At 53.3% G+C, this 20352-nt stretch carries 22 protein-coding genes and 2 riboswitches; of the genes, 4 read left to right on the top strand and 18 right to left on the bottom strand.

All coding sequences use genetic code 11. The features are described from left to right. Position 1: 1 nt before the first annotated feature. The 14 genes from DESRU_RS04645 to DESRU_RS04580 form a co-directional block, all read right to left on the bottom strand. Positions 2 to 913, bottom strand: a complete 912-nt coding sequence (locus DESRU_RS04645; protein WP_013840958.1) for a GHMP family kinase ATP-binding protein — start codon at positions 911 to 913, stop codon at positions 2 to 4. Beyond that, on the bottom strand, positions 865 to 1611 hold the full coding sequence (gene cobS / locus DESRU_RS04640) for an adenosylcobinamide-GDP ribazoletransferase (RefSeq protein ID WP_013840957.1): 747 nt from the start codon (positions 1609 to 1611) through the stop codon (positions 865 to 867). Before cobS ends, DESRU_RS04645 begins: the two co-directional genes overlap by 49 nt. Before the next feature lie 53 nt (positions 1612 to 1664). Continuing rightward, on the bottom strand, positions 1665 to 2627 hold the full coding sequence (gene cbiB, locus DESRU_RS04635; protein WP_013840956.1) for an adenosylcobinamide-phosphate synthase CbiB: 963 nt from the start codon (positions 2625 to 2627) through the stop codon (positions 1665 to 1667). After that, the gene (locus tag DESRU_RS04630; protein WP_013840955.1) at positions 2624 to 4165 is read right to left on the bottom strand and encodes a cobyric acid synthase; all 1542 of its coding nucleotides are present in this window, start codon (positions 4163 to 4165) and stop codon (positions 2624 to 2626) included. The genes cbiB and DESRU_RS04630 overlap by 4 nt, the downstream gene beginning before the upstream one ends. A gap of 42 nt (positions 4166 to 4207) precedes the next feature. Next, positions 4208 to 4834 carry a precorrin-8X methylmutase gene (locus tag DESRU_RS04625; RefSeq protein WP_013840954.1) on the bottom strand — a complete coding sequence of 209 codons (627 nt, stop codon included), beginning with the start codon at positions 4832 to 4834 and terminating at the stop codon, positions 4208 to 4210. Positions 4835 to 4836: 2 nt separating this feature from the next. After that, positions 4837 to 5205 carry a sirohydrochlorin chelatase gene (locus DESRU_RS04620; RefSeq protein ID WP_013840953.1) on the bottom strand — a complete coding sequence of 123 codons (369 nt, stop codon included), beginning with the start codon at positions 5203 to 5205 and terminating at the stop codon, positions 4837 to 4839. A 13-nt stretch (positions 5206 to 5218) separates the two neighbouring features. Beyond that, positions 5219 to 5992 (bottom strand): precorrin-6A reductase, encoded by a 774-nt coding sequence (gene cobK / locus DESRU_RS04615; protein ID WP_013840952.1) that lies wholly within the window; start codon positions 5990 to 5992, stop codon positions 5219 to 5221. Then, complete coding sequence (cobJ, locus tag DESRU_RS04610; protein WP_013840951.1) at positions 5989 to 6696, bottom strand: precorrin-3B C(17)-methyltransferase; 708 nt, start codon at positions 6694 to 6696, stop codon at positions 5989 to 5991. Before cobJ ends, cobK begins: the two co-directional genes overlap by 4 nt. Then, positions 6684 to 7754 (bottom strand): cobalt-precorrin 5A hydrolase, encoded by a 1071-nt coding sequence (locus DESRU_RS04605; protein WP_013840950.1) that lies wholly within the window; start codon positions 7752 to 7754, stop codon positions 6684 to 6686. Before DESRU_RS04605 ends, cobJ begins: the two co-directional genes overlap by 13 nt. After that, entirely contained in the window at positions 7735 to 8478 is a 744-nt protein-coding gene (cobM, locus tag DESRU_RS04600) for a precorrin-4 C(11)-methyltransferase (RefSeq protein WP_013840949.1), read from the bottom strand. The genes DESRU_RS04605 and cobM overlap by 20 nt, the downstream gene beginning before the upstream one ends. Positions 8479 to 8587: 109 nt before the next feature. Then, complete coding sequence (gene cbiT / locus DESRU_RS04595) at positions 8588 to 9187, bottom strand: precorrin-6Y C5,15-methyltransferase (decarboxylating) subunit CbiT (RefSeq protein ID WP_013840948.1); 600 nt, start codon at positions 9185 to 9187, stop codon at positions 8588 to 8590. After that, entirely contained in the window at positions 9180 to 9806 is a 627-nt protein-coding gene (gene cbiE / locus DESRU_RS04590) for a precorrin-6y C5,15-methyltransferase (decarboxylating) subunit CbiE (protein ID WP_013840947.1), read from the bottom strand. Before cbiE ends, cbiT begins: the two co-directional genes overlap by 8 nt. Continuing rightward, positions 9785 to 10903 (bottom strand): cobalt-precorrin-5B (C(1))-methyltransferase CbiD, encoded by a 1119-nt coding sequence (cbiD, locus tag DESRU_RS04585; protein WP_013840946.1) that lies wholly within the window; start codon positions 10901 to 10903, stop codon positions 9785 to 9787. Before cbiD ends, cbiE begins: the two co-directional genes overlap by 22 nt. Next, positions 10896 to 12284 carry a cobyrinic acid a,c-diamide synthase CobB gene (locus tag DESRU_RS04580; protein WP_013840945.1) on the bottom strand — a complete coding sequence of 463 codons (1389 nt, stop codon included), beginning with the start codon at positions 12282 to 12284 and terminating at the stop codon, positions 10896 to 10898. Before DESRU_RS04580 ends, cbiD begins: the two co-directional genes overlap by 8 nt. A gap of 248 nt (positions 12285 to 12532) precedes the next feature. On the opposite strand from DESRU_RS04580, the gene lgt reads away from it, so the two are divergent. Then, positions 12533 to 13276 carry a prolipoprotein diacylglyceryl transferase gene (gene lgt, locus DESRU_RS04575; RefSeq protein ID WP_013840944.1) on the top strand — a complete coding sequence of 248 codons (744 nt, stop codon included), beginning with the start codon at positions 12533 to 12535 and terminating at the stop codon, positions 13274 to 13276. 122 nt (positions 13277 to 13398) lie between these two features. Here the strand turns inward: lgt and DESRU_RS20220 are convergent, their stop codons facing one another. Beyond that, positions 13399 to 13971: a DUF2325 domain-containing protein gene (locus DESRU_RS20220; RefSeq protein ID WP_013840943.1), complete on the bottom strand. Its 573-nt coding sequence runs from the start codon at positions 13969 to 13971 to the stop codon at positions 13399 to 13401. A 115-nt stretch (positions 13972 to 14086) separates the two neighbouring features. Further along, a complete protein-coding gene (locus DESRU_RS04565) occupies positions 14087 to 15247 on the bottom strand; it encodes a YibE/F family protein (protein WP_013840942.1) in 1161 nt (386 codons plus the stop codon). 366 nt (positions 15248 to 15613) lie between these two features. Between DESRU_RS04565 and DESRU_RS04560 the strand changes: the two genes are divergently transcribed. The 3 genes from DESRU_RS04560 to DESRU_RS04550 are packed head-to-tail and all read left to right on the top strand — an operon-like array spanning position 15614 to position 17999. Beyond that, entirely contained in the window at positions 15614 to 15877 is a 264-nt protein-coding gene (locus DESRU_RS04560) for a FeoA family protein (RefSeq protein ID WP_013840941.1), read from the top strand. 2 nt (positions 15878 to 15879) lie between these two features. After that, positions 15880 to 16620, top strand: a complete 741-nt coding sequence (locus DESRU_RS21725; RefSeq protein ID WP_013840940.1) for a FeoB small GTPase domain-containing protein — start codon at positions 15880 to 15882, stop codon at positions 16618 to 16620. After that, positions 16617 to 17999 (top strand): nucleoside recognition domain-containing protein, encoded by a 1383-nt coding sequence (locus DESRU_RS04550; protein WP_013840939.1) that lies wholly within the window; start codon positions 16617 to 16619, stop codon positions 17997 to 17999. Before DESRU_RS21725 ends, DESRU_RS04550 begins: the two co-directional genes overlap by 4 nt. Here DESRU_RS04550 and DESRU_RS04545 read toward each other — a convergent pair. Continuing rightward, positions 17996 to 18430 (bottom strand): metal-dependent transcriptional regulator, encoded by a 435-nt coding sequence (locus DESRU_RS04545; protein ID WP_041275585.1) that lies wholly within the window; start codon positions 18428 to 18430, stop codon positions 17996 to 17998. The genes DESRU_RS04550 and DESRU_RS04545 overlap by 4 nt on opposite strands. A gap of 289 nt (positions 18431 to 18719) precedes the next feature. Then, positions 18720 to 19778 carry a nicotinate-nucleotide--dimethylbenzimidazole phosphoribosyltransferase gene (gene cobT, locus DESRU_RS04540; protein WP_013840937.1) on the bottom strand — a complete coding sequence of 353 codons (1059 nt, stop codon included), beginning with the start codon at positions 19776 to 19778 and terminating at the stop codon, positions 18720 to 18722. Positions 19779 to 19846: 68 nt separating this feature from the next. Next, a riboswitch (cobalamin riboswitch) is annotated at positions 19847 to 20026 on the bottom strand. A gap of 141 nt (positions 20027 to 20167) precedes the next feature. Next, a riboswitch (cobalamin riboswitch) is annotated at positions 20168 to 20349 on the top strand. Positions 20350 to 20352 lie beyond the last annotated feature (3 nt).

The raw sequence follows: 20352 nt of genomic DNA, 5'->3' as shown, positions 1-20352 counted from the left end.
TTTAGCGCAAGCCTCCGTTAATCATGGTGGTGGTCCAAACTTTCCACTCAGGCTTTTTCTTTTTAATATAATCAGCCACTTCCCGGCAATGGGGACTCAGGGGCGACAGGATCATCCCTGTGACCGTTCCACTGTGAGCCACCACCACCCCCAGCGCCCCCATTTCCGCAGCCCACTGCCTCCACTGGGCCAGATGGGGCTTTGGCAATACCACCTGATTGGCCTGGGCGCTGATGGTGGCCCCACGTCCCATCATCTCCCAGTCTTCCGTTAACAGGCCCCGGGTAACCAACTCTAAGGCCTGTTTAATCATGGGTTCTTTCTGGAAATTTTTACTGGCCAAGTCCTTACGGCAGTTAAAAAGCACGGTATCCACCGAGCCGCCCGGATCGGCAATCACCAGGTCCAGCGGGGGAGCATTGCCCAGGTACCTTTTGGGCTCCCCTGTAATATGGTTGCACATCACAATCCCCGGAAACATCTGCCCATCGGTGGGTTCAATCCGGGCTGCTATCTTGGATATGACCTCCGGCGGCAGCTCCCGGCCGAAAGCTCTGGCGGTGGCCAGGCAGGTAGCCGCTATATCGGCGGTACTGCTGCCCATTCCTTTCCCTTCGGGCAAAATGGATTTTCTTTTTATATTAACATCCGAAGCGGCAAATCCCAGATAATCCAAAGTAAGTTTTAAGGCACTGCTGGATTTATCCAAATACCCGTCGGGGCATTTTCCGGGATTCAGTTCAACCGTAACCTCACTCCATAAATCCACCGGGCAGGTGACCAAAAAGGGTTCCCCCTGAATGGCTCCCTGTACCAATTCGCCGCAGGTGCCGGGAGCAATAGCCACACCCCGGGAAAGGGATTCTATAGAAATGCTGTCTGTTGACCTATAAGAATTATCAATATCGTCCATACTTCAATCAACTCCCCGGTGGCTCCGTAGGTATCTCCAGTCATGCCACCAATACACTTGCTGATGAATCTTGTGGTAGCCAGGGTTCCCAAAAGAACAAATGCCGCAATTCCCAGACCGGCCGGCCCTGCCAGCCAAAGGGCAGCCGCCAGCAGTATCAGGCTGGCGACCGCCAGTTGACATCGACCCGCCTGCGCCAAACTACCTCCCAACCCCTCCTGCCGCGCGTAGGGGAAACGGATAATCCCATACACCATAGCCCAACGTCCGGCAGCAGGAGCTAAAATCAAAGCCGTAAGTTTCAACCCCATGCTTAACTCATAAAGGAAAACCGTCTTCAGCAGCAGCACCGTAGCAAAGGCCATGACGCCCATGGCCCCCACCCGGCTATCCTTCATAATAGCTAGCTTTTGCTCCAGGTTTCGTCCACTGAATAACCCATCCGCCGTATCCATTAGACCGTCCATATGTAAACCACCGGTTAAAACAACCAGTGCCACCACCACCAATCCATCCCCGGCCAAGGTAAGCCCCAAACGATGGAGTCCGTAACAGAGTCCTGCAACCAGCGCCCCCAGCAGCAAACCCACCAGAGGATAATACGACACCGACCGCCCTAATTCCTGGCTTTCCGCCCTTTCCTGGTAAACCGGAAAAATGGTTAAGAAACTAATGGCCAAGCGCAGGGATTTAAGCATCCTGCCAGCTCCTTTCCCGATACCTCCCCAATGCAATTCCATCCATTCAGGTTCTAAGGGAGATAATCCGCAACCTTCAGCAGATAGCTTATTAAAATACCGGCCAGAGTACTCAACAAGGTTACCCCGTAAGTCAGATTCAGCGCTTTTTGGATATGCTCCGGCAAAGGAAATGTCCCGGCACCCATCTTGGGACGGTGAGATGCCTCTCCCCGGTAATAATTGGTTCCCCCCAATTGTATTTTAAAAGCCCCGGCCACCGCGGCTTCGGGAATCCCGCTGTTGGGGCTGGGGTGCCCGGGTGCATCCTGAAGGATTCCCCGCAGGACTCCTTTAAAACGGCCCGGGGTTAAGGGAGAAAACATCAGATAAAAGAGGCCGGCCAGCCGGGCAGGTAGATAATTGGCCAAGTCATCCAGCCGGGCGGCAGCCCATCCCAAATACCGGTAGCGTTGGTCCCGGTAGCCAAGCATGCTGTCCATGGTATTCACCGCCTTATAAGCCATGGCCAGAGGGGCGCCGCCGATGAAAGCGAAAAACAGGGGAGCAACAATCCCATCCACCGTATTCTCCGCCACGGTTTCCACCGCTGCCCGGGCAATTTCCCCTTGCTCCAGATGTTCCGTATCCCGTCCCACGATAAGGGATAATTTACGGCGGGCAAGCGGCAAATCGCCCTTCGCCAAAGGGATCGCCACCGCCCGGGCATGCAAAGTGAGACTTTTTATGGCCAGGGTGGTTGATAACAACCACAGGTGTACCGCCATCCCCAGATAGGGATTGATTCTCCCGGCCAACTGGATGAGCAACCCGGTAGCCCAATAGGTGGAGAGACATACCAGGATCACCAGCAACACCCCGCCCAACCGAAGACCCCAAGGACTGGCGGTTGCTCTGCGGACCACCGCCTCTAAGCGGCTGATCAGCTTTCCCATCAGAACAACCGGGTGAGGGATCCACCGGGGATCACCCACCATCAGGTCAATCAGCAGGGCGCCAAGGATCAGTCCGCTCATCCTTCCTTTGCCTCCAGACCCATGATGCGGCCCAGGGCAGCCATATCCAGATGCTGCCGGACCACCGCTGCCAGGCGGTCATAATTTAATTCCCGGTTTATTCCGGGTATCTGGGAGGGTTCCAGCAGCGGAAGCTCTTTCTCCCGGCGAAGGAAATTAACCCATCCCAGTAAAAATTCAGCATTATCAAAAAGACCGTGCAGATGCGTACCCAATATCCGGCCCTGGCAAGCCACCGCTCCATCCCACTGGGATACCGGCTGGCCCGAACGGCAGGTTATTTCCAGCAGCGGCTGAATTCCAGGACCCAGGGTCACCTGTCCGGTGTGAATCTCATAACCTTTTATTTCCTGATTAGTTATACCATACCAGCCAAGGGCTGCGCAAGCCATTTTGGCATGGCAGCGATGGGTTTGCTTCTCAGCCAGATAGGTAGTCTCCATATCCAGCCATCCCAGTCCTGCCAAATTCCCCAGTCCTGCCTCGGTTCCCCAGGGGTCATACAGCGTTTTCCCCATCATTTGAAAGCCGCCGCAGATGCCCACCACCGGCACCCCGGAAAGAACCAGCCTTTCCATTTTCTTGTCCAACTGCTCTTCCCTGAGAAAAAGTAAATCCTGAACCGTATTTTTAGTTCCAGGAAGGATAATGGCATCCGGGCGACCCAGGTCTTCACCGGGCCCCACAAAACGCAGGTCCACTCCAGGCACCGCTGTCAGAGGATCAAAGTCCGTAAAGTTCGATATTCTGGGCAGTTTTATTACGGCAATATCCAGCTCAGCCCCGGCCTTGGCCTTCCCGGCAGCAGGCAGGGCTACGGAATCTTCCTCTTCAATGCCATGCTGGTGCAGATAGGGAATGACTCCCAGCACCGGTTTACCGGTGCGCTGTTCCAGGAATTCCAGTCCCGGCCGCAACAAATCCAGGTCTCCCCTGAATTTGTTGATAATAAATCCCGCCACCCTTTGACGTTCGTGGGGTTCCAAAAGTTCCAGCGTTCCCACCAGAGCGGCAAAAACGCCTCCCCGGTCAATATCCGCCACCAGCAGAACCGGAGCGTCCGCCAGTTGGGCTGTCTTCATATTAACAATATCCCGGTCTTTTAGGTTTACTTCCGCAGGGCTGCCGGCCCCCTCAATCACCAATATCTCGTATTCCGACTGAAGTTCCCGGATGCATTGTTCCACCAGCCCCACTGCCTGGGGTAAAAAATTGGCCCGGTAGTCCCTGGCACTCATATCCGCCAGGGGCTTTCCCAGCACCACCACCTGGGCATTTAGATCCTGCTTGGGTTTAAGCAGCACCGGGTTCATGGCTACCGTAGCCAAAATCCCTGCCGCGTCGGCCTGGGTTCCCTGAGCCCGGCCAATTTCCCCCCCATCGGCGGTAACATAACTGTTAAGGGCCATATTTTGTGCCTTAAAGGGCGAAACCCGGAAACCCTCCTGTTTAAAGATACGGCACAGGGCGGTACAAAGCAGGCTCTTGCCCACGTGAGAAGAGGTACCCTGCAGCATAATGGTTCTGGGCAGGGGCAAAGGAATCACCTCCATTAAAGTTCAAGGTTCTGCAAGCCCAAGTTACTCCATGTATAACAAGGCATTGATGGTTGCAGCAGCCAGCGGGCTGCCACCCCGGGTTCCCAGCAGGGTAATGTAAGGCACTTCTCTCTCCAGCAGCAGTTCTTTGGAACGGGCTGCTCCCACAAAACCAACCGGCATCCCTACCACCAGAGCGGGTTTTAGCCCCTGGTCCATCATCTGAAGCAGGGTAAACAGGGCCGTGGGCGCATTGCCAATGGCCACCACCTGATCCCGCAAGCGGTTGCCGAATTTCTCCATGGCCACCGCTGAACGGGTGATGCCTCTCTCCTTGGCTTCTTGGGCCACCTCGGGCTGGTGAACGGCACAGTGTATTTCTCCGCCCAGTTGGGCCAGGCGATTGCCGTTGATGCCCGCCGTCAGCATGGTTACATCGGTGTAAATATGGGCGCCCCGCCGGAGTGCTTCCCGGCCGGCTGCCACAGCCCGCTGATGAAAACGGACCTGGCCGGCCAGGTCCGGGTCGCCGCTGGTATGGACCAGACGGCTGACCACCGCCCCTTCACCGGGGGTAAAATGGGTCCCGGCTAAAAGAGCCTTCACTTGGCGCATGCTTTCCTGTTCTATTTCCCGAGGGTTCCATATAATTTCGTCATAAATACTCAAGTCTATATTTCACTTCCTTGCTTCATCCGGTCCATGACAATCTCCACAATTCGGGAATCCGCTCCCAGATGCGGAGCCAGCAGGAGGGTAAGACCCGGATATAATTCCTTTTGCTGCCGCAGCAGCCGGGGCAGTTCCACCTGAATGTGATTGCCCACAGCCAGCAGAAGAGGAATCACCGTAATTTTCTCCACCCCGGAGGCAACCATGCGCTGGATTCCTTCGGACAAAGCGGGCTGTCCAAACTGCAAAAAACAGGTTTCATAAATAACGTCCCCAGTCCGCATTTTAACCTGTTCCGCAATATCTCTGATTTCCTGGTTGGCCTCCGGTCTGCGGCTGCCATGGCCCAGGATAATAACGCCTTCCAATATCCTGTTCCTCCTAACCTTCTTCCCGCAAACGGGTAAGGCAGTATTCCAGCACCCTTTCCGGTGAATCCACAGTCAAGGGATAGTATAACCGGGGCCGCTGCCAAATTACCACCGGCAGGCCCAACTCCAAGGCCGCTTCCACCTTCTCGGTTACGCCTCCGGTAGCCCCGCTCTCCTTGGTTAATATCACCCGGGCTTCGTATTGCCGGAACAAAGCCTTATTCAACTCTTTACTGCAGGGCCCCTGCAGAGCAACCATATCCGCCGGGGTGAGTCCCCATTCCTGGCAGCGGGCCACCATGGCGGCATCGGGCAGGATCCTGGCCACCACCCGAACCCCGGCCTGCCGGGCGGCAGCCAGAAGAGGCGGCAGGTTTTTGCTTCCCAAGGTGGAAAACAGCACCGGTCCCAGAGCCAGGGCCTTATCAATACTGCTCTGCAAAGAATCTTCCCGATGAACCAGGGGATGCACCGGTAAAGAAGCCGCCGGCCTTTCCAGCCGCAGGTAAGGAATTCCGGTTTCTGACGCTGCTTCCATGGCGGTTTCGGAAGCCAGGGTTGCGTAGGGATGAGTGGCGTCCACCAGCAGGCGGCAGCCTCTATTCAACACTTCCTTTAAGTCATCCCGGTCCAGGGTTCCTGTATAAACTTCATGGACCCCTTTTTTCTCCAACAACCGAGCGCCATAGGGGCTGACCACCGAGGCGGCCACCCGGAAACCCCTTTCCTGTAGCAGGGCCGCTGTATTGCGTCCTTCCAGGGTCCCGGCCAGTACCAGAATCACAGACGGTAACCCCGGGGAGTTACCATCTCTCCTCCCATGACCCGGGTTTGGGAGTTCCCGATGACCACCGTGGTTAACATGTCAATTTCATAATGCAGCATATTTTCCAAATCGGTGAGTATCTTCTCCTCTAATCCCCGGCGGGCGCACCGGACAATACCGACGGGGGTTTGGGAACTCCTGTGCCTTAAAAAGATTTCCCGGGCTCTTTTTATATGATCCGGCCGTCCGTGGCTCCGGGGGTTATATAAAACAATAACAAAATCTCCCTGAGCGGCGGCCTCAAGCCGCCGAATCATGATCTCCCAGGGGGTGAGCAGGTCACTGAGACTGATTACGGCGAAATCATTCATCAGAGGCGCCCCTAAAGCGGCGGCGGCGGCAGAAGCGGCGGTGACTCCGGGAACCACCTGAACGGGAATTTCTCCTCCGGCCACCTCCAAAATCAGGCCGGCCATACCGTATATGCCGGGGTCGCCGCTGCTGACCACAGCCACTTTTTTGCCGGCGACAGCCAGAGCCACCGCCTGCCTGGCCCGCTCCAACTCTCCCCGCATGGGAGTGGCTACCCGCTCTTTACCCGCCATTAAATCCTCAATTAGATCCAAATAGGTAGGATAGCCCACCACCACCTGAGCCTCTTTGATGGCTCCCAGGGCTTCCGGGGTGATGCTCTCCCGGTTGCCGGGACCTAACCCCACCACTGTAACCCGGCCTCTGCCACCGCTACCGTCACCGGACCCATTTTCTGTTTGGGGATAATGATTTTCCCCTGTCCGCTGGCTGTCATGGCCGCAGGTTCGCATACGCCACCAACTCCTATGCTTTGTTTTACAAAATCCGACGGGGCAAACTGCCCGGAAAGAGCTTCGATTTGCTCTCTGCCCACTTCCACCAGCGGAACCTTGAAATATTCCGCCGCTTGCAGCAAACCCGGCTCCTTCATTTTAACATCCACTGTAGCCAAAGCTTGCAGGGACAGCAGGCTCAATTTTTCCCCTTTAAAAACGGCCTTTATGGCGCCGATAATCTGATCTGCCTTTACACCCCGGCGGCAGCCCACTCCCACCACAAGGTTCCGGGGCCGGAGCAAGAGTCGCGGCTGCGGCCCCAAGGGTACGATTCTATTTGTTATGTAAACAACCGGGTGCCCAAGGGGAATATCCTCCTGACGGTCTATGTAGGTAAACCCGGCTCTGTATTCCGGGCTTAAAGCCCACCGGGAATACAGGATCACCTGTTCTCCCTCCACCAAGAACCGGTTAAAACGTTTTATTTCAGAAGGAGGATAGATCCTGCAGGCCAATTCCCTGGCCAGCAAATCCAAAGCCGGAGCATCATTCACATCGGTGGCGGTGGTAATCACCGGCATTGCACCTAAAACTTCCGCAATCTGACGAGCCAACTCATTGGCTCCCCCCAGATGACCCGAGAGCAGGCTGATGGCAAACCGCCCTTTTTCATCCAGGACCACTACGGCCGGATCGGTCTGCTTAGAATCCAGCAAGGGCGCCAGCGTTCGCACCACAATCCCCGAAGCCATGATAAAAAGAATCCGCCGGTAACCGGCAAACACTTTTCCGGCAGCCTGCTGCCAACGGTCAAAAGGAAAGGCCTGCCCCGGCAGCTCTCCCTCGCAGAGGCGCCGGGGCAAATACAGGTGGACCTGATCCGGCAGCAAATGCCCCAGCCTCCCGGCCAGGCGCGCTCCTCCCCGGGTCAAAGCCAGTACCGCAATGGCGTTAGTCCTGGCGGTATCCATGCTGGAACTCCCCGTCATAGAGCAAAGACTTGCCGTTTTCTTTCAGGAAATCGCCCACCAGGATTAAAGCCGTTCGGGTGATGCCGGCCTCCTGAACCATCCGGGTCAACTGCCGCAGTTCTCCTTCAATGATTCTCTGTTCCGGCCAGGAGACCCGTTCCACCACAGCCACCGGTGTTTTAGGCGGATATTGCCGGAGCAATTCCTCCTGAACCCGGTCCGCCATGCCCACGGACAAAAAAATAGCCATGGAACCCTTGTGTGCAGCCAATTTGTCCAGGGCCTGTTCCGGGGGCACCGGAGTACGGCCGGCCAAACGGGTGACAATGAGGGTTTGGGAGCCTCCAGGAACGGTGTACTCCCGTTTTAAAGCGGCAGCGGCGGCTAAAAAGGAACTGACTCCGGGAATGACTTCATAGGGTATCCCCTGCTGATCCAATTCCTTCATTTGTTCACCAATGGCTCCGTATAAACCGGGATCCCCGGTATGCAGACGCACAATCTTTTTCCCCTGCCGGTAAGCTCCGATCATTAAAGAGACAATTTCCTCCAATGCCAACTTGGCGCTGTCAATCTTTTCAGCATCATGCCGGCAGCAGCCCAGCACCGCTTCGGGAACCAGAGATCCGGCGTAGACCACCAGATCCGCTTCCTGCAGCAGCCCCTGCCCCTTGACCGTTAAAAGCTCCGGATCTCCCGGTCCGGCCCCTACAAAATAAATCATTTTTGATCAAATCCTTCCTAGCCTTATAGGTCTTTCCTTCAGGTCTAGCCTCATACCGGATTCCTTTTGGGTCTTGTACAGGACCCTTAAGCAGTACCCCATAGACTAATTAACTCTTTTGACCGGAAATGATTTGTACCGGGTTCTGAGCCTCCCACAGGTGAGAACGCCCCAAGGCTTTCGCCCGGGCGATACTGATACTGACCGCGTCCACCTGCTGGTACCCTTTTTCCTCCAGAAATTTAAGCACCTGCGGGCCGGTTTCCAGAGTAACGGCGTTGGCTACCAGCCAGCCCCCGGATTTTAATTTTTCATCCGCCGCCTGTAAAATCTCCGCCAGTGCACCGGCACTGCCGCCAATAAATATCCGGTCCGCCGGAGGCAGTTTGTCCAGGGTATCCGGAGCATAACCGGGCACCAGTTTCACGTTATTCAAGCCAAATCTCCGCACATTGGTCTCCACCAGTTCATCGGCAATACTATCCTTTTCCAGGGCGTAAACGGTCCCGGGCGCGGCCAGCAGGGCGCATTCCACCGTAACACTGCCGGTGCCGGCGCCAATGTCATAAACCGTAGCCCCGGGAAAAATCCGGAGCTTACAGATGGAAATCAGGCGAATTTCCTGCTTGGTCATGGGAATGCCATGGACTCTTCTAAAAAGATGATCGGGAATACCTGGTGTTGCATAGGACCATTCCACTTTAGACACCAACAACCACCACACTGTTCGGTAATTTTTCCGGATACCCCCGCAGGCCGGTCAGGGTGCCCCGGTAAATCCTCTCATCATCATAAGAAAGGTTGCTGCCAACGGACACCGGCCTGTCTCCGCAGCCGGATTCCAGCAACTCACAGGCCAGTGTTTGGGGAGAATTTTGGCTGTCGGTCAGGACCGCCACCGTCAATCCGGACCGCACCATGGCTGTCAAGCGAGGGTCTTCCCGACCGTGCCGGCTGATCACCGCCACATCCTGGTAGGGCTGTTTCAACCGGGCAAACATCAGTTGCACCGAACTAATGCCCGGGATAAATTCCAACCGGTGGGGAGGCAGATGATCCGCCAGAGTGGCAGCAAAGCTGAATATTCCCGTGTCTCCGGACACCAGAACCGCCACCCTTTTGTCTTGGGACCTCTCCAGAATGCGCCTAACCGCTGCCTTCAGGTCAGACTCCAGGGCAATCAATTCCTGATCTTCCCGGCCAAAGGTTTTTAATAAACGCCCCGCCGCAAAAATGGTTTCGGCCTGTCCCAAGGCGGCGGCTCCGGCTGCGGTTAAAAATTCAGGGTCGCCCGGTCCTGCACCGATCACTTTAATGATGCTTTCCATGCCAACTCACCCCCAATTTGCTTGGCCTGCTCATCATAGCCTACAATCTCACCCTTTAGGGAGTACATCAGGGTCCCCACTTTAAACCGCCGGCCGCTGTAATCGGCCGCCCGCCGGCTGGAGGCAGCCGCCAGCCTGTGGAACACCTGACTCAACCCTTCCTGCCTCAGTATTTCCACCGCTTCTTCAGCGGTATTTATATTCATCAACCGTTCGATAACCTCCCGGGAGGCCCCTTCCAGAGCCGCATAAGCCGACAGGGTTTCCCTCCGTCCATCGGCCAGTTTGCCCAGGGTATGAAAAATTCCCGCCGCCACCTTTACCAGCTTTCCTAAGTGCCCCAGTAGCAGTACCCCTTCCACCGGCCTTTGCGCACACTCCTCCAGCATAGCACCGATAAAATTGCTGGTTTCCGCCACACAGGACCGGGGCAAACCCAGTTCTTCAGCCTTTCTGACGCCCATTCGACCCGGTGTTAATACCAGCAGGCGGTAGCCCAGGGCCAGGGCTTGATCGATCTGGGGCACCAGGGACCGTCGGTAAGCCTCTTCGGACATGGGACGCACGATCCCTCCGGTTCCTAAAATGGAGATTCCTCCCACAATTCCCAAACGGGGATTCATGGTCTGGTTCGCCACTTCCTCTCCCCCGGGTACGCTAATGATGACCCTGGCTCCCTGGCCCGGCGGCAGCACCGTTTTGACCTCCCGCTCAATCATCTGCCGGGGAACGGGGTTAATGGCCGCCTCTCCCACCGGTATGGCCAACCCCGGCAGGGTCACCGTTCCAATCCCCTGCCCTCCGGCAATGTGAACCCCCTTATTTTCTAGGGTAACCTCCGCCACCACCGTCAGACCGTGGGTCACATCGGGATCATCTCCGGCGTCTTTGACCACTTCCGCCCGCCCCCGGCCGCAAGCCGCTTCCACCCCGGACACAGGCAGGGTCAACTGGCCGCCGCCGGGCAGGGAGATGGTTACTTGAGAAACCGTTTCTCCTTGGATTAAGGCCATCGCTGCTGCTTTGGCCGCAGCGGCGGCGCAGCTTCCTGTGGTATAGCCGGTTTTCAATTCCTTTTTCTCCTGACTGCTACCCATCTTTTTGCCACCGAGCCTTTCGGTAAGCCGCACAACAGGCTAAAAATTTTTGGGCGGCTCCGGGATGATATCGGAAGTGCAGATGTACATAAGAAGCCAGCAGGTTCTCCCGGGCATATCCTTCCAGACGCCCATCCCCACCCCGGCCTCCTTTAAGGCAGTAGGCGCTATCTTCTTGAGGCAGTTCCTCCATGGTGGACCAGTGAAATTCATGGCCCTTTAATTCGGTACCTTCACCGCCCAGGAGGCTGGGCTTCCGCAGCCGGGCCCGCACATAGCCCAGGGCAGCCAGCTTTTTACCCATTTGGACCCTGGACGGGACCAAACCCACTCCGGGAAATTCCTGCCCCGCGGCTGCAATTTGCCGGCACAGGTACATCAGGCCGCCGCACTCGGCATAAATGGGCATCCCCTCACTCCAGGCCCTTTGAATTTGGGATTTCATGGGCTGATTGGAGGTTAACAGGGGCAAAAACTCCTCGGGAAATCCTCCCCCAATATAAATACCGTCCGCTTCCCGGGGTAACGACCGGTCCTTCAAAGGGCTGAAGTAATGCAAATCAGCCCCTAACTCCTCTAAATAATCCAGACTGTCCTGATAATAAAAATGAAAGGCTTCATCCCTGGCCACAGCCAGGCGGACCGGGGAAGCCGGCGGCAGAGTCTGGGCCGGATCCTTCTCAAGAAACGGAGCCTGACGGGCCAGGAGCAAAAGTCCATCGAGATCCAACTGCTGCTCCATGCTTTGGCCCAACCGCTCTAATACCTGTCCCAGGTCCTTATTCTCGGCTGCCGGCAATAAGCCCAAATGCCGGCCGGGTATGGTTAGATCCGCATCCCGGTGCAGGGCTCCCAGCCAGGGAAGCCCCAATTCCCCTTCCACCACATCCCGAATGAATTCACGGTGCCGGCTGCTGCCGATTCCATTGGCAATGACTCCGGCCAACTGCAGGTCCGGGTCAAAATTGCGGTAACCGCTGATCAGGGCCGCTGCACTCCGGGCTAATCCGCCGGCGGAAAAGACCAGCACCACCGGGGCCTTTAAAATCTTGGCCACCTGAGCGGTACTTCCCGCCTCCCCTTCCCCTTTGGCCCCGTCAAACAACCCCATAACACCCTCTACCAGGGAGAATTCCGCAGTTCCCGCATGTTTTCGGAAAAGTCTTCGGAGGGCTGCCGGGGAACCCATCCAACTGTCCAGATTATGGGAAACCTCTCCTGCGGCCACCTGATGCAGCCCCGGATCAATATAATCGGGCCCTACCTTGAAAGGCTGAATCTTTAAACCTCTCTGCCGCAGGGCAGCTAAAATCCCCAGGGTTAGAGTGGTTTTGCCAACCCCGCTATGGGTTCCGGCCAATACCAGTCTGGGTATTTTCATGGTTGACTCCTGCTTTTATTATTTTGGTGGTCATTCTCTTTTATAAAGCGTATTCACGCTGCCAGTCAGAGAAATTATACTTTACAACCCCCGAAAAACACAAGGAAGAATATCCCCCGCTCGGGGATCGGAAGGGATGAATCAATGAATTCTTAAAATTTAAGAAGGAATCTCTTGATAGGAGGTTAAAATAAATAGTAATGATCATCAGTGAAGCATTTCATATCACCGGGAAAGGATGAAGCATCTTGCAGGTAAGCCCTTATCTATTTGTCTGGGGCCCCATCGCCCTGCGCTGGTACGGCGTTTTAATGATGGTGGCCGTAGTGCTGGGAACCTGGTTGGCCCTCCGTGAGGCCCGGAGGGTGGGAGTCAAGGGGGATGACATCATTGATCTGGTGCTCATCTGCGCTCCTCTTTCCTGGATTGGCGCGCGGTTATACTATGTAGTCCTGCGCTGGGATTATTACAGTCAAAATCTCATTGAAATACCCATGATCTGGCACGGAGGACTGGCTATCCACGGCGGGCTTCTTACGGCGGTACTAACTGGATATATTTTTACCCGGATTCGCAAACTGAGGTTTTGGCAAATTGCCGACATTGTGGCTCCCAGTTTTCCTTTGGGACAAGCCATTGGCCGTTGGGGCAATTTTTTTAATCAGGAGGCTTACGGTTACCCTACAGACCTCCCCTGGGCCATGTATATCGACGGGGCTTACCGCCACCCCACTTTTCTATATGAATCCCTGTGGAATATACTGGTATTTATCATCTTGATGCTTTACCGGGGCAAAAAGAAGGTGGACGGCCAGCTATTTATGATCTACCTGGGGTTCTATTCCATCGGCAGATTCTTTATTGAGGGCTTACGCACAGACAGTCTGATGCTGGGTCCCCTGCGGGCGGCCCAGGTGGTCAGTCTTCTGCTCTTGGTAACAGCCGTTGCGGGATATGCTTATCTGGGCCGCAAAAAGGTCCCGGAACCATAAGCAACGTTACCTTTCCGAGAGTTTCCCCTGCTGGGAGGGAGCCTTCAAGGATAAGTACCACGGAAAAACCCTGCAACCAAACAGGTGGTTGCAGGGTTTATGTATTTTTTTCTGGCTAGGCACTAACGAATGGCCTGAGTGATACCGGAAATGCTGGAGGAGGTTAGCATTTTAAAGGGCTTGCCGTGTTTTTTACAGAGCTTCTTAACACTTAAACAGGCATTGTGACTGTTGCAATCCACCGGGCAAAGCACCAGATCGCTTTTTCTGATCTTATTGTCCAAAACCCTTTCGCCGCCCTTCATGTAACCATCCAGATAATCAAACTCTCCGCCCCATTGTTCAATGAGACTTTTATAGGTAGCCTTAATTTTGGTGATGCCGCCCACAATTAATATCCTTTTAGCGCAGAGATCATAGTGACAGCAGTTTTCATCACAGGTTTCCACCGGTTCCACCCGGTCGTTGCAACCGCAGTATCGTTGGATTTTCAAGTGCCGGATGGAGGTCTGCAGTTCGTCAATGCGGGCCAATAAGGTGAGGTTTTCATCTTCCAGCCGTTTAATCCTGTCCTGATATTCTCTCAATTCTTCATCAACAGCGGCAAGGACCGCCAGCAGTTCCTCATTCTCCTGCTGTAATTTTTTTACCGTCTGTCTACCGGAAGCCGTGGACTTAACTGTTTCTAAAGACATGATCTCATCTCCCTTACAATAACATACAAAAATACTTGTCTATTATTATAATGAAAATGATTATCAATTTCAACTATTATTTGGTACAACTTTTTTTACAGTTGTTGCCCTTGATTTACTCCGAATCAACGGCCGACTTTCTTTTAACCCGGTTAAACAACAAGCCCGCCACCATGGAAGTAATAGGTATGGCCATAATCAGCCCAATGCTGCCGGTTAGGGCCCGGACAATTTCAGTGGCAATTAAATCCAGGTTAATCATCTTTAAGTAAGGCATTTCATAAGCCATAAAAATCAAGATAAGGGGTATGGCTCCGCCAGTATAGGCCAAAATCAGCGTGTTGGCCATGGTGCCCATGATATCCCCTCCCACATTCATGCCGGACCGGAACAGATCCTTTGTGCCCAGTAAGGGATTGACCCTTTTTATTTCTTCAATGGCGGAGGCAATGGATATGCTTACATCCATAACCGCCCCCAGAGCACCAATAATCATCCCCGCAAACAGCAGCCCCTGGTAATCAAAAGCAATTTTTTGAGGAATATATAACAGCATTTGCATCTCTTCACTGCTAAAACCGGTGAGGTGGGCCGCCTTACCGATTAGCAGGGCCAACAGGCCGGCCACCAGCACCCCGCTGGTGGTACCAATGATGCCTGCCAGAGTTTTATAATTCACCCCGTGGACCAGCGTCATGGTAATGGTCGTCATCACCGCGGCCAGCAGCACGGTGGCTAAAATGGGGCTGTGTCCCTTAAACAGCATGGGGAGAAGCACATAAAAGATTCCCACACCGGTTAATACCAGGGAAAAAACCGACTTTAACCCCTTCATCCTGCCAATTAGCACCATCAGCAGGGCAAACAATCCCGCCAGATAATATAACTTTTTATCCCTGGCGTGGTCTGAAACAAAAGCGCTGGTGATGGTATTTCCCTCCACCTGTATGGATAAAACCACTTCATCACCGGGCTTAACAATTACTCCCAAGCCAGGCTGATCGGGTATCACATGGGAGAGTTTTATTTCCTCTCCTTTAAAGGTTCCGCTGAGCACTTTGACCGTAAGCAGTTGTTCTTTTCCCTGGGTCCAACCATCCATGGCCTCGGGAAGTTCCTGACCCTCCGACACGTTTAAAACTTTCGCCCGGACCACAATTTCCTGCTCCGGTTTAACTTCAGCCTGGGGGTCTGCTTCACCGGCCAGACAGGCTTGTCCTGAAAAAATAAAAAAAGATAGAATTACAATGATATATATGGCCATGAACTTTCTCATAAATCCCGCCCCTTATTGAACAATTTTTCCATGTTTTTTATTTTACGTTAACCAATGATAACAGGCAACCCTAAAAGCGCCCTCTAATTCCTCCCAAAGGATGCTGTAAGAACACTTTTCTCCCCTCCGGGCAAACTCCTCCACCTTTTCGACTGGTTATATTTCCACTTTTTGTTTTGTAACAAGTACTGCCTATTTTTCATAGATTGGTGTTAGCTGAAGATATAGTTAGTTTGATCTAACTTAGACCATCATCCCTTACTGTAAAGGAGGCGATTGTGGAGAAATCTGCCCATTTTTACGGCCCATTGTTAGCCGAGGCTAATTTAGTTAAACCAATCTAACTCAATTCAAGGAGGAAGTGCTATGAAAAAATATGGTTTCATGCCGGAAAGCATGATGACTCTTTATGAACTGCCGGTTGGCCAATCCGCCACTGTCAGTTCCATTCAAGCCCAGGGAATGGTTCGACGAAGGCTAATGGATCTGGGATTGGTTCCGGGAACCCGGGTAGAGACCCTTAGGATTAGTCCGGCCGGAGATCCTAAAGCCTATAAAATACGGGGAACCGTTATCGCCTTTCGGGAGGAAGAAGGCAGCCAAATATTGGTAAGCTACGAGGGGGATTAAAAATGGAGGGAAATCATTTATCCAGAACAGAAACGGTGATTGCACTGGCAGGAAATCCCAACACGGGAAAAAGTACGGTGTTTAATGCCTTAACCGGCCTGAACCAACACACCGGCAACTGGCCCGGCAAAACCGTGTTGCGGGCTGAAGGGAAATATATCAACCAAGGGCAGGTTTACAACCTCGTTGACCTTCCGGGTACCTACTCTCTTCTGGCCAATTCCGTTGAAGAACAGGTGGCCAGGGACTACCTGTGTTTTGGCAAACCGGATACCACCGTGGTGGTGGTGGATGCCACTTGTCTGGAAAGAAATCTCAACCTGGTATTACAGGTCCTGGAGATTACTTCCAAGGTTGTTGTTTGTGTAAATTTAATGGATGAGGCCAAAAGAAAAAATATTATTATCAATATTAAGGAATTAGCCGTCCAGTTGGGTGTCCCGGTGGTTCCAACCTCCGCCAGAGCAGGCGCAGGCCTTGATCAATTAGTTAAAACAGTTTCCGACGTGGCCGGCGGACAGCTTAAGCCTACCCCCCGCCTGGTGCAATATGACTCCCGGGTGGAGGAAGCCATTCAAAAGATTCAACCCCAAATCCAGAAATTGGTGGGAGATGCCTATAACAGCCGCTGGTTAGCTTTAAGACTGCTGGATAAAGACCCCATTGTGATTGCTGCCCTGGAAAAATGCCTGCCCGGCCAGCAAGACTCAAAAATGAAAGTTGGAGGTGAACTCTGGGCATGAGTCAGTCCTGCTCCGCCTGCCTGAAAGCCATTCTAAAGGAAGTCGATACCCTGGATACCCAAAATATGAACGACGTCATTGTCGGCCATCTTTACCGTACAGCCGAAGACATTGCCGGCCAGGTAGTCACTCAAAAAGAAAAACCCGGCATCGATTGGGATAAAAAATTGGATGATATTCTAACTTCCAAGGTTTATGGCTTCGCTTCCATGTTAATTTTATTAAGTGTGATCTTTTGGTTCACCGTGTCCGGGGCCAATGTTCTCTCGGCAATGCTCGCTTCAGTACTTTTCTGGGGGCAGGATCGCCTTACGGATCTATGCCACTGGCTCCACACACCGGTTTGGGTTCACGGTTTTTTTGTGGAAGGAATTTACCGCTGCTTGGCGTGGGTTGTCTCGGTTATGCTGCCGCCAATGGCCATCTTTTTTCCGTGCTTTACTTTATTGGAAGATTTCGGATATCTGCCCAGGGTTGCCTTTAACCTGGACCGCTTGTTTAAGAAGGCGGGAGCCCACGGCAAGCAGTCCCTTACCATGAGCATGGGCTTTGGTTGTAATGCTGCCGGTATCATCGCCTGCAGAATCATCGATTCTCCCCGGGAGCGCATGATCGCCATGCTGACCAACAACTTTGTCCCCTGCAACGGCCGTTACCCAACCCTAATCGCCCTGGCCGGTATTATGGTTCTGAGTATGGGCGGCAGCTTTGGCAGCACGGCCATTGTGGTCGGTGCCATCCTTTTGGGAATTGCCGTAACCCTGGCGGTTTCATGGATTCTTTCCAAAACCTTGTTAAAGGGCGTTCCTTCCTCCTTTACCCTGGAACTCCCTCCCTATCGTAAACCCCAGATAGGGCGTGTTATCGTACGTTCCCTTTTCGACCGGACCCTCTTCGTATTGAGACGAGCCATTATTGTTGCTATTCCGGCAGGTGCCATTACCTGGCTGCTGGCCAATATCTATGTAGGTGATTTAAGCGTTTTGACCCTTTGCGCCCAGTGGTTAAACCCCTTGGCCCAATGGATCGGTCTGGATGGTTTTATTTTGATGGCCTTTATACTGGGTCTTCCGGCCAATGAAATTGTCCTTCCCATCCTGATTATGAGTTATTTGGCCACCGGTTCTATGACTGAACTGAATAGTCTGGAGGATTTATACAATCTCTTTGTGGTTCAACAGGGTTGGACCTGGTTGACCGCTCTTTGCATGATGCTTTTCTCCCTTTTACATTATCCCTGCGGCACCACCCTCTGGACCATTAAAAAGGAATCCGGAAGTATGAAGTGGACCCTTCTGGCCGGCCTTCTTCCCTTAAGCGTTGCCTGTATCGTTTGTTTCATCGTAAACCAGACCGTAAGGCTGCTGGGCTTAGTTTAGCCCTGCTGGTCTTGGGCAATCTCCACCTGCTGACAGAACCGTTTAAATTCATTAAGCCAAGCCGGATATTGCTGGGTAAACTTTACAAAATTAATGATGGATGAAAGGGTGGGCAGCGAAAGGTAGTGCTCCATGGCCTCGGCCTCCGCAGCCACATCACATTTTGAACCAATGAGATGCAAAAATTCCCGGATGATCCGGTTTCTTTCCACCAGAAAATGGCCCAATTGTTTGCCTTTGTCTGTAAGCACTACATCCTTATAACGGCGGTATAGGATATATTCGTTTTCATTTAGTTTTTGCAGCGCCCTGGTAACGGAAGGCAGGCTTACCCTAAGGCAGGCGGCAATATCCGTTACCCGCACGGCTTCACCACTTTGATTCAGTCGGTAAATCTCTTCCAAATAATCTTCTAAACTGGGAGTCAGCATGGTAATCCCCCCCCTTAAAGTAAACATATCAACAGCGGTCATTTTTATTACCATTTTTTCTCCAGCAAATTGGATATCGGCATCCCGACTCTAAAACAAAGGCTGGGCAAAATCATGAAAGCTTATCTTTTAGGCTTCCTGATAGCAACAGGTATCTTCATTCTGACGACAGTAGTGAAGAAAATACTGAGAAAGCAATTGGTTGGAACAGACCCAAAGAATTAGAGCACAAGTTCTGCTTCATCGATAAAACCCTGGTCCCTTTAACGTCCGGACCAGGGTTTTATACTTATTTGCCTTGGCTGACTCCCGCCTCCGCAAAGGTTGCCATTTCATGAAGGATATGAATTGCCGACTCAATAATGGGGAAGGCCAGAACCGCCCCGGTCCCTTCTCCCAATCTCATATCCATATGCAGGAGGGGCTTTAAATTTAATATTTCCAGTACATGGTTATGACCTGGTTCGGCAGAAACATGGGAAGCAAACAAGTACTCCCGGCTAAGGGGTGACAGGGCGCAGGCCACCAGGGCCGCAGCCCCGGAGATGAACCCGTCGATGACGACCGGTATTTTTTCCGCGGCACACCCCAGAATAACGCCGGCCAGTCCGGCAATTTCCAATCCCCCTACCTTGGCCAGCACATCCAGCCCGTCTCCGGGATCCGGCCGGTTTACTTCCAAAGCCCGCTGAATCACAGAAATCTTATGCTGAAGCCTGTGTTCGTCAATCCCGGTTCCCCTGCCGGTAATCCGGTCGGCCTGAAGACCGCTGAAGGCTGCCAGAACGGCGCTGCTGGCGGTTGTGTTGCCAATGCCCATTTCACCCAGCCCCACCAGGGCCGGCCGCTCTTTTACCTGCTGCCGCACCAGGCCAATTCCTGTTTCAATCGCCCGGACAGCCTCCTCCCGGCTCATGGCAGGGCCCTCGGTAAAGTTTGCCGTGCCGGCTTTAATCCGGCAGTTTATCAGCTCCGGATGTTCCATGGGAGCCCCGGCTACCCCGATGTCTGCCACCACAACCCGGGCCCCTGCCTGGCGCGCCAGAACATTGATGGCCGCACCACCTCTGAGAAAATTCAATACCATCTGGGGTGTTACTTCCTGGGGAAAAGCACTGACTCCCTCCGCCACCACCCCGTGATCACCGGCAAACACGGCAACCAGCTTCTCCTGGGGCAATTGGGGCAGGCTGTTTCCTTGCATGCCTGCCATACGGTAAGCAATTTCCTCCAGCAACCCAAGACTCCCAGGAGGTTTCGTCAGATTATCCAGCCTTTCTTTGGCCGCCTTTTGACTGGCTGCACAAGGAGCTTGGATATTGGCCAGGGTTTTATTTAACAGCTGCATATGGATTCCTCCTCATTTAAAAATAAAAAATCCCAGCCTTAAAAAAGGCTGAGAATTTTACCATCATCCCCGGCGGACTTCCACAGGCAGGTCTCCTGACTCACGGGTCATGGTCTTGCATCCACCTTCCCAGCCTCCGGGCCAGTGGCTTACTGATGCAGACTCTCCGTTTACAGTGGCGGGACCGCTCAGGATTTGCACCTGATTCCCTATTCTCCCCAAAGGGCACCTGCAGAAGATGTTTGATTGTTCATCCATATTGTAACCAGAAAAACCGCTGCCTGGCAATACCCTCCGCTTATATTCTTGTGTTCCAGGCACAAAGGCACCGCAGGCTGGATTTTTATGGACACCCTCCCCTAAAGATGATACTATTTTATAGTAAATTAAATCATATTTTCTTCCAGGGCACCCCCGGAGGGGGTTTAATAGGGAATCGGGTGCAAATCCCGAACGGTCCGGCCACTGTATGCGGAGAGCAGATTTCTGAAACACCACTGGAATCATCCGGGAAGGTTGAAATCGGCCACGACCCGCAAGTCAGGAGACCTGCCTTGGAAAATCCACTGTTCCT

This window comes from Desulforamulus ruminis DSM 2154 (assembly GCF_000215085.1).
GTDB classification, from domain to species: domain Bacteria; phylum Bacillota; class Desulfotomaculia; order Desulfotomaculales; family Desulfotomaculaceae; genus Desulfotomaculum; species Desulfotomaculum ruminis.
Note: the sequence above shows the minus strand (reverse complement) of the source record. Positions and strands in the feature narration are given on the sequence as shown.